Raw genomic sequence first — 12789 nt, forward strand, 5'->3', positions numbered from 1 at the left:
CCGTCAGAACAGGGCTGTCGGCGCGAACTGGGCGAGCGCCATCAGCGCGATGCCGGCGATGCCGAGCAGGCCACCGGTCGCGGCGAGGAGGCCGACGCCGGTGATGATCGCGGCGGATGAAATCACGATCGCGATCTGGATCAGGCCTGAGGCGATGTCGAACTTGTCGTCGCGGGCGGCGGCGATGTCGCGCTGCGCCTCGGCCGCCTTGGCGCGGGCGGCGAGCTCCTTGCGCCCTTCATTGGTCTCCGGCTCGGAATCATAGCGCGCGACGGTCTGCTTCCAGCTCTCGATGCGCTTGGTCAGGCGCTGCCGGGCGGCCTCGTCGGTGACGCCGGCAAGCTCGACTTCCAGCGCCTCGGCGGCGGTGCGCACGGTCGTGCCGCGGATCGTCTTGGCCTGGAAGAAGGCCCAGAGATTGGAGGCCTCGATATTCTTGGCGACGGCCTCCTGCTCGGCATTCTTGCCGCCGATCTCGGAGAAGGCGAGCGTGAGCGCAAGCAGCGCGATCAGCAGCGCGACGCGCTTGTTGCCGCCCTGGGGCGTTTCAACGGAATCGGACACGAATCACCTCGCAAGGCCATGGTGGCGGCGCTGTTTAAGGCTTTCCGTTTGGGCAGCAAGAGGGCGATGCGGGTCTAGCGCCCGGCGCGCGGATGGGCGGCGTCATAGGCCGCCATCAGCCGGGCCGAGTCGATGCGGGTATAGATTTGCGTCGTCGAGAGCGAGGCGTGGCCGAGCAGCTCCTGGATGGCGCGGAGATCGCCGCCGCGCCCGAGCAGATGCGTCGCGAAGGAGTGGCGCAGGGAATGCGGCGTGGCCGAGGACGGCAGGCCGAGCGCGCCGCGCAAGCCCTCGACCGTAAGCTGGATGATGCGCGGCGAGAGCGGCCCGCCCTTGGCTCCAACGAAAAGCGGCCCTTCCGGCGGCAGACGCCAGGGGCAGAGCTTGAGGTATTCGGCGATCGCCGTGATCACGACGGGGAGCACCGGCACCATCCGGGTCTTGCTGCCCTTGCCGATGACGGTCAGCGTGTCGCCGGCCTGAAGCGGCGCCTGCGTGCGGGCAAGCGAAAGTGCCTCCGAGATGCGCAGGCCGCTGCCATAGAGCAGGCCGAGCACGGCGGCGTCGCGGGCGAGGATCCATTGCTCGCGCTCTTCGCCGGCACGGGTATCGGCCTGAGTAACGGCGCGGGCGGCCGAGGGTTCGAGCGGGCGCGGCAGGGATTTGCCGAGGCGCGGGCCGCGCGTTGCGGCGAAGGCGGCGGCGGTGAGCCTGCCCTGGCGCTCGCCGAAGCGGGCGAAGGAGCGGAGCGCCGCGAGCTGACGCATCAGCGTGCGGTTGCCGACATTGTCACGGCGGCGTTGGCCAAGGAAGGCGCGCAGGTCGACGGGCTTGAGTGCGGCGATATCGGAAAGCGAGGGGGCGCCGCCGAGATGTTCGGTCAGGAACGCGTGGAACTGGCCGAGATCGCGGGAATAAGCCTCGAGCGTCTTCGGCGAGAGGCGCCGCTCGGCCGAGAGGTGCGAAAGCCAGTCGCGCCGGAAGGGTTCGAAATCGGTCATGCAGGGAGCATGGCGCTCCTGCCTTAACAGCAGCCGAATCGATGCTAGACACTGGCGAGCGAAACACGCGGTCATCCCGGACAAGCCGCGTCAGCGGCGCCGATCCGGGATCCATGCCTGAACCGTTCCGGCATGGATCCCGGGTCTCCCTCCGGTCGCCCGGGATGACACAGCAATATTTGTGACGATGGCGCAGTTCGATCTGATCGACGATTCGGAAGAGATGGAGCAGGCCGGCACGGTCGACGTGCTGATCCCGCTCGGGCTCGACCAGGCCTATAGTTATGCCGTGCCGGCCGGGCTCGTGCTGAAGCCGGGCGATATCGTGCAGGTGCCGCTGGGGCCGCGCGAGACCGTCGGCGTGGTCTGGGATGTCGGCAGCGGACGCGGCGGCAATCTCAAGAAGGTCACCGAGAAATACGACATGCCGCCGCTCGATCCGGCGCTGCGCAAGCTCGTCGACTGGGTGGCCTGGTACACGCTGGCGCCGAAGGGCTCGGTGCTGGCGCTGGCGCTGCGCCGGCAACCGGACGATACGCCGGAGCGACTGAGGCTCGGCGTCCGGCTTGCCGGAGCGCCGCCCGGCCGCATGACCCCGGCACGGGCGCGTGCCATCGCAGCGGCCGAGGGCGGGTTGCTGATCGCGAAATCGGCGCTCGCGGAAGCCGCATCGGTCAGCGCGGCCGTGATCGATTCCCTCGTCGATGCCGGCACCTTCATCGTCGAGCCACTGCCGCGCGAGGCGATCGCGGCTTTGCCCGATCCCGACCATGCTGTGCCGGAACTTTCGGAAGGGCAGGGCGAGGTCGCTCAGGCGCTGGTCAAGTCGGTGCAGGCGAAGGTCTTCGGCGTCTCGCTGCTCGAAGGCGTTACCGGCTCCGGCAAGACCGAAGTCTATTTCGAGGCGGTCGCCGAGGCGATCCGGCTCGGCCGCCAGAGCCTGATCCTGATGCCGGAAATCGCGCTGACCGCGCAGTTCATCGACCGTTTCGAGGCCCGTTTCGGCGTCAGGCCGGGCTTGTGGCATTCGGCCGTGACCGGCCGCAAGCGCGAGCGCCTGCAGGCGGCGATCGCATCGGGCGAGGCGAAGGTCGTGGCCGGTGCCCGCTCCGCGCTGTTCCTGCCCTATAGCGACCTCGGCCTCATCGTCGTCGATGAGGAGCACGAGAGCGCCTACAAGCAGGAGGACGGCGTCTCCTATCATGCGCGCGACATGGCGGTGGTGCGGGGGCGCATCGAGAACGCCCCGGTGGTTCTCGCTTCCGCGACGCCGTCCTTGGAGACGCGGGTCAATGCCGAGCGCGGGCGCTATGCCCATCTCAAGCTGCCGGAGCGTTTTGGCGGGCGCGAGTTGCCGCAGCTTGGTCTCGTCGATCTGCGCCGCGACAAGCCGGAGCGCGGGCGCTGGCTCTCGGGCGCGCTGATCAAGGCGGTCGAGGCCAATCTGGAGGCGAAGGAGCAGTCGCTGCTCTTTCTCAACCGGCGCGGCTACGCGCCGCTGACGCTCTGCCGGGATTGCGGCCATCGCTTCCAATGCCCGAACTGCTCGGCCTGGCTGGTCGATCATCGCTTCCGGCGGGCGCTGGTCTGCCATCATTGCGGGCATGTCGAGCGCCGGCCGCATGAATGCCCAGCCTGCCACAAGCCTGAGAGCCTCGTCGCCTGCGGACCGGGCGTGGAGCGGCTGGCCGAGGAGGTCGCGACGCTTTTTCCACAGGCGCGTTCGATCGTGCTCTCCAGCGATTTTCCAGGCGGCACGGAAAGGCTGAAGACGGAGCTCATGGCCGTGGCCGACGGCGAATTCGACATCGTCATTGGCACCCAGCTCGTCGCCAAGGGCCATAATTTCCCGGGAATGACGCTGGTCGGCGTGATCGACGCCGATCTCGGCCTGACCTCCGGCGATCCGCGCGCGGCGGAGCGGACGTTTCAGGCGCTCAGGCAGGTTACCGGCCGCGCAGGGCGGGGCGAGAAACCCGGCCGCGCCCTGCTTCAGACGCATGACCCCGAGCATCCCGTCCTCAAGGCGTTGATCTCGGGTGATCCGGAGCGGTTTTATGCCGCAGAGGAGGCCTCGCGGGAGGCTGCGGGCCTGCCGCCCTTCGGGCGCCTGGCGGCGCTGATCGTCTCCGCCAACAGTCAGGCCGAGGCCGAGAGCCATGCCAGGGCGCTGGCGCGCTGTGCCGAGGCAAGCGACGGAATCATGGTGCTGGGGCCAGCGGAAGCGCCTCTGGCGGTGCTGCGCGGGCGCCATCGCATGCGCCTGATCGTCAAGACGGCGCGCGAGACCAATCTGCAGGATTACCTGCGCGGCTGGCTGAAGCGGGCGCCCCGGCCCAAGGGCTCGGTCCGGGTCGCGGTCGATGTCGATCCGCAAAGCTTCCTTTGAAGAGCTGAAAGGCGCGGCAAAATCGCCGCTTATGAAGGGCAATCAGCGATTGCGCGGCCCGGAACCGCATGCTAGTGCACCGCCACATTTCGGTCGCGAAGTCGTCTTGCCGGCTTTGCGCCTATGATACTCGCAGTGTCGGGAGCATACACTCCACCTTCGTCAGGAAGGTCGCTGGTGTGGTCCCTTGAAACGAGAGACGGGAAGCGTGGCTGAAGGCGGATCGCAGGGGACATTGGTGTCGGGCGTAGCTCAGCGCTATGCCACCGCTTTGTTCGAGCTGGCTGAGGAGGCGGGTGCGATCGACACCGTCGCGGCCGCTCTGGATAGCTTCAACGGCCTGCTCGCCGAGAGCGAGGATCTGAACCGCCTGATCCAGAGCCCGGCCTTCACGGCCGAGGAGCAGGTGGCGGCGATCAAGGCCGTGCTCGAGAAGGCCGGCATCACCGGCATCGCTGCCAATTTCATCGGCTTCGTCGCCAGCAAGCGCCGCCTCTTCGCGCTGCCGGGCATGATCACCGGTTACAAGCGTCTGGTCGCCGAGGCCAAGGGCATCGTCTCCGCCGAGGTGACGGTCGCCGAAGAGCCCACGGCCAAGCGCGTCGACGAAATCCGTGCGGCGCTGAAGGGCGTCGCCGGCAAGGATGTCGACGTATCCATCAAGATCGATCCGGCCCTGATCGGCGGGCTCATCGTCAAGATGGGCTCCCGCATGGTCGATGCGTCGCTGAAAACCAAACTCAATTCAATTCGTCTTGCCATGAAAGAGGTCGGCTGATGGACATCCGCCCCGCTGAAATCTCCGCCATCCTGAAGGCCCAGATTTCGAACTTCGGCTCGGAAGCTTCGGTGACCGAAGTCGGCCAGGTTCTCTCCGTCGGCGACGGCATCGCCCGCGTCTACGGCCTCGACAAGGTCCAGGCCGGTGAGATGGTCGAGTTCGAGTCCGGCGTGCGCGGCATGGCGCTCAACCTCGAGAGCGACAATGTCGGCGTCGTGATCTTCGGTTCCGACCGCGACATCAAGGAAGGCCAGACGGTCAAGCGCACCGGCGCCATCGTCGACGTTCCCGTCGGCAAGGAGCTGCTCGGCCGCGTCGTCGACGCTCTCGGCAACCCGATCGACGGCAAGGGCCCGATCAAGGCCAAGGCCCGCGCCCGCGTCGACGTCAAGGCGCCCGGCATCATTCCGCGCAAGTCGGTGCACGAGCCGATGGCGACCGGCCTCAAGGCGGTCGACGCCCTGATCCCGATCGGCCGCGGCCAGCGCGAGCTGATCATCGGCGACCGCCAGACCGGCAAGACCGCCGTGGCGCTCGACACGATCCTGAACCAGAAGCCGCTGAACGTCGAAGGCGCTCCCGAGAGCCAGAAGCTCTACTGCGTCTACGTCGCCGTCGGCCAGAAGCGTTCGACCGTCGCCCAGCTCGTGAAGGTGCTCGAGGAGCGCGGCGCGCTGGAGTACTCGATCGTCGTGGCGGCCACCGCCTCCGACCCGGCCCCGATGCAGTTCCTGGCGCCGTTCGCCGGCTGCTCGATGGGCGAGTTCTTCCGCGATAACGGCATGCACGCCGTCATCATCTATGACGACCTTTCCAAGCAGGCCGTTGCCTACCGCCAGATGTCGCTGCTGCTGCGCCGCCCGCCGGGCCGCGAGGCCTATCCGGGCGACGTGTTCTATCTCCACTCCCGCCTGCTCGAGCGCGCGGCGAAGATGGGCGAGGACGCCGGCCTCGGCTCGCTGACGGCGCTGCCGGTCATCGAGACGCAGGCGAACGACGTGTCCGCCTACATCCCGACCAACGTGATCTCGATCACCGACGGTCAGATCTTCCTGGAGACGGACCTGTTCTACCAGGGCATCCGCCCGGCGGTGAACGTCGGCCTCTCGGTGTCGCGCGTCGGCTCTTCGGCGCAGACCAAGGCCACCAAGAAGGTCGCCGGCAAGATCAAGGGTGAGCTCGCCCAGTATCGCGAGATGGCCGCCTTCGCCCAGTTCGGTTCGGACCTCGACGCGGTCACGCAGCGCCTGCTCAACCGCGGCGCCCGCCTGACCGAGCTCCTGAAGCAGCCGCAGTTCTCGCCGCTGAAGATGGAAGAGCAGGTCGTCGTGATCTATGCCGGCGTGAACGGCTATCTCGACGCGCTGCCGGTCAGCAAGGTTCGCGCCTTCGAGGACGGTCTGCTCGCGCTGGTCCGCGGCAAGCATGCCGACATGCTGAACGAGATCGGCTCGTCGAAGGATCTGTCGGACGCCAACGCCGCCAAGCTCAAGGACATCGTCGCGGGCTACGCGAAGTCCTTCGCCTGATCATCATTATCGGCGCGGCCGAGCCCTGAGCTCCGCCGCGCTGCTTCTCTGGATTGCTTCGTTGCCGCGCCTGCCGCGGCTGACGAGTAGGGGATCAAGATCGGATGCCGTCCCTTAAGGACCTACGCAATCGCATCGCTTCGGTGAAGTCGACGCAGAAGATCACCAAGGCCATGCAGATGGTCGCGGCTGCGAAGCTGCGCCGGGCGCAGACGGCCGCCGAGGCCGCGCGTCCCTATGCCGAGCGCATGGAGACGGTGCTGTCGAACCTCGCTTCCGGCGTGTCCGGTTCGAGCGCCCCGCGCCTGATCGCCGGCACGGGTTCCGACAAGGTGCATCTGCTGCTGGTGCTGACCGCCGAGCGCGGCCTGTGCGGCGCCTTCAACTCCTCGATCGCGCGCCTCGCCCGCGACAAGGCGAACGCGCTGAAGGCCGAGGGCAAGACGGTCAAGATCATCTGCGTCGGCAAGAAGGGCTACGATATCCTGCGTCGCCAGTTCGCGGCGGATATCATCGAGTTCATCGACCTGCGCGAGTTCAAGCAGGTCGGCTTCGTCAATGCCGAGGCGATCGCCCAGAACGTGCTGGCCCGCTTCGGCAATGGCGAGTTCGACGTCGCGACGCTGTTCTTCTCGCGCTTCCGCTCGGTGATCGCCCAGATCCCGACCGCGCAGCGCATCATCCCGGCCGAGATTCCGGAAGGGACGAAGCAGACCGACGCGGTCTACGATTACGAGCCCGACGAGAGCGAGATCCTGGAAGCGCTGCTGCCGCGCAACCTGACCGTCCAGGTTCTGCGCGGGCTGCTCGAGAATGCCGCTTCCGAACAGGGCGCGCGCATGTCTGCGATGGACTCCGCCACGCGCAACGCCGGCGAGATGATCAAGAAGCAGACGCAGATCTACAACCGCTCGCGCCAGGCGATGATCACGAAGGAACTGATCGAGATCATCTCCGGCGCGGAAGCGCTCTAACCGCCTAATCTTCGCCGGTGGCGCAAGCCGCCGGCTGCCGTCACATCCGAATGCGCTAGTCCCGAGGTTCCGCCATGGCCAAAGCCGCTACCAAGACCACCAAGAAGACCGCCGAGAAGCCCGCCAACACCGGCACCGGCCGCGTTGCCCAGGTCATCGGCGCCGTCGTCGACGTGCAGTTCGACGGCGCCCTGCCGGAGATCCTGAACGCGCTCGAGACCGACAATCTCGGCAACCGCCTCGTCCTCGAGGTCGCCCAGCATCTCGGCGAGAACACCGTCCGCACCATCGCGATGGACTCGACCGAAGGTCTGGTCCGTGGCCAGTCGGTCACCGATACCGGCGCCCCGATCGCGGTTCCGGTCGGCGACGAGACGCTCGGCCGCATCATGAACGTCATCGGCGAGCCGGTCGACGAGGCCGGCCCGATCAAGACCTCCGCCACCCGCGGCATCCACCAGCCGGCTCCGGCCTATTCCGAGCAGTCGACCGAGGCCCAGATCCTCGTCACCGGCATCAAGGTCGTCGACCTGCTGGCGCCTTACGCCAAGGGCGGCAAGGTCGGCCTGTTCGGCGGCGCCGGCGTCGGCAAGACCGTGCTGATCATGGAGCTGATCAACAACGTCGCGAAGGCCCACGGCGGTTACTCCGTGTTCGCCGGCGTCGGCGAGCGCACCCGTGAGGGCAACGATCTCTATCACGAGATGATCGAGTCCAACGTCAACAAGAACCCCAAGGAGAACAACGGTTCGACCGCTGGCTCCAAGTGCGCCCTGGTCTATGGCCAGATGAACGAGCCCCCGGGCGCCCGCATGCGCGTCGCTCTCGCCGGCCTGACCATCGCCGAGGACTTCCGCGACAAGGGCCAGGACGTTCTGTTCTTCGTCGACAACATCTTCCGCTTCACGCAGGCCGGCTCGGAAGTGTCCGCGCTGCTCGGCCGCATTCCGTCGGCGGTGGGCTATCAGCCGACGCTCGCCACCGACATGGGCAACCTGCAGGAGCGCATCACCACCACGAACAAGGGCTCGATCACCTCGGTGCAGGCGATCTACGTCCCCGCGGACGACCTGACCGACCCGGCGCCCGCGACCTCGTTCGCTCACTTGGACGCCCGTACCGTGCTGTCGCGTTCGATCGCGGAAAAGGGCATCTACCCGGCGGTCGACCCGCTCGACTCCACCTCGCGCATGCTCTCGGCCGACATCGTCGGCGAGGAGCACTACGCTGTCGCCACCGCGGTGCAGCAGACCCTCCAGCGCTACAAGTCGCTGCAGGACATCATCGCGATCCTGGGCATGGACGAGCTCTCGGAAGACGACAAGCTGACCGTGGCGCGCGCCCGCAAGATCGAGCGCTTCATGTCGCAGCCGTTCTTCGTCGCGGAAGTCTTCACCGGCTCGCCCGGCAAGCTCGTCCCGCTCGAGGACACGATCAAGGGCTTCAAGGGCCTGGTGGAAGGCAAGTACGACCACCTGCCGGAAGCGGCCTTCTACATGGTCGGCTCGATCGACGAAGCCGTCGAGAAGGCGCAGCGCCTGGCCGCCGAGGCCGCGTAAGCTTCGCGCATCCTTCCTTTCGGGCGGCTCCGGCCGCCCGGAACCATGCCCGGCATGGATTGTTGACACATCTGGCATGGCCCCCGGCGTCGTCCGGCGATCGGGGTGACGTCGGAGGAAAAGACAGGCGATGGCCACCTTCAAGTTCGAACTCGTCTCGCCGGAGCGTATCCTGTTCTCGGGCGATGTCGTCAGTGTCATCATTCCCTCGGTCGAGGGCGAGATGACCGTGCTCGCAGGCCATGCGCCGCTCGTCGCGACGCTCAAGGCCGGTATCGTCTTCGTCCAGACGACCGAGAGCAACGGCAAGGAATTCTTCATCAATGGCGGCCTCGTCGAGGTCAACCAGACGTCGACGACGATCCTGGCCGAGCAGGGCCGCTTCATCGAGGACGTCGACACCGCCGTGCTCGATGCCGAAATCCTGACCGCCGAGACCCGTCTCGCCGGTTCGCATAACGATGACGAGAAGAAGCGCCTGCAGGACACGCTGGTGCAGCTGCAGGAGTTCAAGCACGTTTTCGAGCAGCGTAAGGCGGCGTAATTCGCGCCTGAGCTTCGGAATGCAAAAAGGGCCGCGTGAGCGGCCCTTTTTCGTTTCTCAACCGGTGCGATCAAGGCGCCGCGAAAGCGGCGAAGGCCTGTGCCACCTTCTGGTAGACCGGGCGCTTGAACGGCACGACCAGGCCCGGCATCTCGGCGAGCAGGCACCAGCGCCATTCGCTGAATTCCGGCGGTTCGTCGCCATTGGGCTTGCCGATATCCATCGCGCTCTCGCTGCCGGTGAAGCGGAAAGCGACCCAGCGCTGGCGCTGGCCGCGGAAGGCGGCGAGCTTGTGCCAGGGCCCGTCATAGGGCGGGAAGTCGTAGCTCCACCACGCGTCGGTCACGGCAAGCAACTCTGCCTGCGTCACGCCGGTCTCCTCCTCCAGCTCGCGGCGGGCGGCGGCGACGATGTCCTCGTCCGGGTCTATGCCGCCCTGCGGCATCTGCCAGTCGAAGCCGGGCAGGACGATCTCGGGGCCGGCGCTGTGCGAGCGGCCAGCGAAGACGTGGCCCTGCGCATTGAACAGGGCGATGCCGACATTGGGGCGGTAGGGGAGGCTCATGGCGCGAGCATAGGCTGGCGGCTCGCTGAGCGGAACCGGGCGCGGATCATTCGCTCGATTTGGGAACGACGCAGGCGAGCAGGCCGGGGAAGCGCTGCTCGATATCGTCACGACGCAGGGCGTTCATGCGGGTCACGCCTTCGTTGCGGGTGCGGATCAGCCCGGCCTCGCGCAGCACGCGGAAATGGTGGGAGACGCTGGATTTCGGCCGGTCGCCCTCGAGAGCCTGACAGCTTTGCTCGCCCTCGACCGCCAGCCGGCGCACGACTTCGAGCCGGAACGGGTCGCTCAGCGCGTGGAAGACGTCTTCGAGCGCGATTTCTTCGGAGGCGGGCAGGCGGGCATGGCGCATGAACGCAGTCTATCACAGGGTTTTTAGCTTGCCAAAATTCGAAAAATATCGAACTATCGAAATATAGAAATCCACTGCGCGGAGCCGCATCATGCCTGGCCTGTTCGAGCCTTTCAGCCTTAAGGGCGTCACCCTTCGCAACCGCATCGTCGCCTCGCCGATGTGTCAGTACATGGCGCAGGATGGCGTCGCCAACGAGTGGCACCGGGCGCATCTCGCCGGGCTCGCGCGCGGCGGCACCGGCCTTGTCGTGATCGAGGCGACCGGTGTCTCGCCAGAAGGCCGGATCACCCCCGGCTGCCTCGGGCTGTGGAATGACGGGCAGGCGGAAGCGCTGGCACCGATCGTCGCCGAGATGCGCAAGGCCGGCGCCGTCACCGGCATCCAGATCGGCCATGCCGGGCGCAAGGCCAGCGCCAACCTGCCCTGGGAAGGCGACGACCATATCCCGGCCAATGACGAGCGCGGCTGGGAAACGATCGCGCCGTCGGCGGTGGCGCATGGCGGCGGGCTCGGGCGTGTGCCGCGTGCTATGACCGCGACGGATATCGAGCGCGTGCGCGGCGATTTCGTCGCCGCGGCCGAGCGCGCCCGCGCTATCGGCATCCAGTGGCTGAAGCTGCATTTCGCCCATGGCTATCTCGCGCAGAGCTTCCTGTCGCCGCATGCCAACAAGCGCGACGATGCCTATGGCGGCAGCTTCGAGAACCGGAGCCGCTTCCTGATCGAGACGCTGGCGGCCGTCCGCAAGGTCTGGCCCGAGAACCGGCCGCTCTCCGCCCGGCTCGGCGTGATCGAGTATGACGGGCGCGACGAGGAGACGCTCGCCGAGTCGATCGAACTGGTGAAGCGCCTCAAGGCCGAGGGGCTCGACTTCATCGATGTCAGCGTCGGCTTCTCGACCACCGAGGCGAAGATCCCGTGGGGGCCGGCGTTCCTGGGCCCAGTCGCCGAGCGGGTGCGTCGCGAGACCGGCCTACCGGCTTCGACGAGCTGGTATATCAGCAAGCCCGAGCAGGCTGATGCGTTGATCCGCGAAGGCAAGGTCGATCTGGTGACGCTCGGCCGGCCGCTGCTGGCCGATCCGCACTGGCCCTATGCGGCGGCGCAGGCCCTCGGCGTCGAGAACCCGGCCTGGGCGACTTTGCCTGCGCCCTACGCGCATTGGCTGGCGCGCTATCGCGCCGCCTGACGGCGTTTTCACGCGGCGACGTCGATGAAGGAGGGGCTTCCCGGCTCCTCCTTCATTCGTGGGAGGTGCAGGGGCGTCGCGGCTGCGAAGCTGGCGCAATGCATCGGGACAGGGCAGGGCAAGATCGAAAGAAGCCCGAATTTGTAATGGAACTTCCGTCATGTTGACGGCATTTCAACATCTTATGATGTCAGGAAGACGGAACGCACGGATGTGCCGTGTTCCAGCCAGCAAGGCGCCCGGAGGCTAGATATGCCGATCGCTTCGCCCTCTCGTTCCCTAATGCCGTGTCGGCGCGGGTTCGGACAACTGGCGATGGGGGGCTTGGCCGCCTGTTTCGCCGGGGGCAGGGTGGCTCGCGCCGAGGGAAACACCGCCGTTCGCTTTGCGCTGGACCGCCGTTTCGATGCGCTGGCGGCGCCGTTCCTGACGGCGCAGGACAAAGGCTATTTCGGTGCCGAAGGGCTCGATGTCGTGATCGAGCCGGGCAATGGCGCGCGTGCCATGCTCCAGAGGCTGGCGTCGGGAACGCAGGATGCCGGCTTCGGCGATATCAATGCGCTGATCCGTTTCCGCGACGAGAATCCGAGTTCCGATCTCACGGCGGTGATGATCGTGCATGACCGGCCGGGATACGCCCTGATCGGCCGCAAGAGCCGGGGGATCACCACCGCGCCGACGAGCCTCGAAGGCCGCAAGCTCGGCACGGCCAGCATCGATGCCAGTTTTGCGCAATGGCCGCTCTTCAAGAGCCTCAACAAGATCGACGACAGCAAGATCCGGATCGAGACCATCGGCGTGCCGGTGCGCGAGCCGATGCTGGCCTCGGGCGAGATCGACGCGCTCTTCGCCTTCGGCTCCTCCACCGCCGTCTCGCTCCGGGCGCGCGGCGTGCCCGGCGACGACATCGTGCTGATGGAAATGGCCGAGCACGGATTGCTGCTCTATGGCAGCGCGGTGATCGTGTCCGGCAAGCTGATCGCGAGCAAGCCCGATGCCGTGCGCGGGCTGGTGCGCGCCGTCATGCGCGGCATCCGCGACGCCGCCGTCAATCCGGGTGCCGGCGCGCAGCTGGTCCTGCGCCGTAACGAAAGCGCTCAGCTCGAGGTCGAACGCGACAAGCTCGCCGCGGTGATCGAGCGGAATGTGCTGACGCCCTATGTGCGCGCACACGGGCTTGGCGGGATCGACAGCGAGCGCTGGGGGCAGGCGCTGGGCCAGCTCGCTTCGGCGGGCGCGTTCCGTGACAAGGTGCGGGCCGGCGATGCCTTTACCGACGCCTATCTTCCACCGGCCAGCGAACGCATGTTCTGAGCGCATCGTTACGCTGGGAGATGAT

At 67.0% G+C, this 12789-nt stretch carries 12 protein-coding genes; 8 read left to right on the forward strand and 4 right to left on the reverse strand.

Annotation, left to right across the window (positions count from 1 at the left end; genetic code table 11):
• Positions 1 to 3 precede the first annotated feature (3 nt).
• Entirely contained in the window at positions 4 to 564 is a 561-nt protein-coding gene (locus tag AC6RIC_RS05205; protein ID WP_454655255.1) for a DUF4337 domain-containing protein, read from the reverse strand.
• Between the two features lie 74 nt (positions 565 to 638).
• Positions 639 to 1565, reverse strand: a complete 927-nt coding sequence (locus tag AC6RIC_RS05210) for a tyrosine recombinase XerC (protein WP_499735387.1) — start codon at positions 1563 to 1565, stop codon at positions 639 to 641.
• A gap of 187 nt (positions 1566 to 1752) precedes the next feature.
• On the opposite strand from AC6RIC_RS05210, the gene AC6RIC_RS05215 reads away from it, so the two are divergent.
• The 6 genes from AC6RIC_RS05215 (at position 1753) to AC6RIC_RS05240 (ending at position 9341) form a co-directional block, all read left to right on the forward strand.
• Positions 1753 to 3954 (forward strand): primosomal protein N', encoded by a 2202-nt coding sequence (locus AC6RIC_RS05215; protein ID WP_499735388.1) that lies wholly within the window; start codon positions 1753 to 1755, stop codon positions 3952 to 3954.
• A 208-nt stretch (positions 3955 to 4162) separates the two neighbouring features.
• The gene (locus AC6RIC_RS05220; RefSeq protein WP_454655260.1) at positions 4163 to 4732 is read left to right on the forward strand and encodes a F0F1 ATP synthase subunit delta; all 570 of its coding nucleotides are present in this window, start codon (positions 4163 to 4165) and stop codon (positions 4730 to 4732) included.
• Positions 4732 to 6264, forward strand: coding sequence for a F0F1 ATP synthase subunit alpha (atpA, locus tag AC6RIC_RS05225; protein WP_499735389.1), 1533 nt, complete (start codon positions 4732 to 4734; stop codon positions 6262 to 6264). Before AC6RIC_RS05220 ends, atpA begins: the two co-directional genes overlap by 1 nt.
• Positions 6265 to 6368: 104 nt before the next feature.
• The gene (locus AC6RIC_RS05230) at positions 6369 to 7238 is read left to right on the forward strand and encodes a F0F1 ATP synthase subunit gamma (RefSeq protein ID WP_454655263.1); all 870 of its coding nucleotides are present in this window, start codon (positions 6369 to 6371) and stop codon (positions 7236 to 7238) included.
• 74 nt (positions 7239 to 7312) lie between these two features.
• The gene (gene atpD, locus AC6RIC_RS05235; RefSeq protein ID WP_454655265.1) at positions 7313 to 8797 is read left to right on the forward strand and encodes a F0F1 ATP synthase subunit beta; all 1485 of its coding nucleotides are present in this window, start codon (positions 7313 to 7315) and stop codon (positions 8795 to 8797) included.
• A 130-nt stretch (positions 8798 to 8927) separates the two neighbouring features.
• Positions 8928 to 9341 carry a F0F1 ATP synthase subunit epsilon gene (locus tag AC6RIC_RS05240; protein WP_454655267.1) on the forward strand — a complete coding sequence of 138 codons (414 nt, stop codon included), beginning with the start codon at positions 8928 to 8930 and terminating at the stop codon, positions 9339 to 9341.
• 70 nt (positions 9342 to 9411) lie between these two features.
• Here the strand turns inward: AC6RIC_RS05240 and AC6RIC_RS05245 are convergent, their stop codons facing one another.
• Positions 9412 to 9906, reverse strand: coding sequence for an RNA pyrophosphohydrolase (locus tag AC6RIC_RS05245; protein WP_499735390.1), 495 nt, complete (start codon positions 9904 to 9906; stop codon positions 9412 to 9414).
• Positions 9907 to 9952: 46 nt separating this feature from the next.
• Positions 9953 to 10258, reverse strand: coding sequence for an ArsR/SmtB family transcription factor (locus AC6RIC_RS05250; RefSeq protein WP_454655270.1), 306 nt, complete (start codon positions 10256 to 10258; stop codon positions 9953 to 9955).
• Positions 10259 to 10349: 91 nt separating this feature from the next.
• Between AC6RIC_RS05250 and AC6RIC_RS05255 the strand changes: the two genes are divergently transcribed.
• Positions 10350 to 11450 carry an NADH:flavin oxidoreductase/NADH oxidase gene (locus AC6RIC_RS05255; RefSeq protein WP_499735391.1) on the forward strand — a complete coding sequence of 367 codons (1101 nt, stop codon included), beginning with the start codon at positions 10350 to 10352 and terminating at the stop codon, positions 11448 to 11450.
• 351 nt (positions 11451 to 11801) lie between these two features.
• On the forward strand, positions 11802 to 12764 hold the full coding sequence (locus AC6RIC_RS05260) for an ABC transporter substrate-binding protein (RefSeq protein ID WP_454655274.1): 963 nt from the start codon (positions 11802 to 11804) through the stop codon (positions 12762 to 12764).
• Positions 12765 to 12789 lie beyond the last annotated feature (25 nt).

This window comes from Allobosea sp. TBD101 (genome assembly GCF_059817965.1).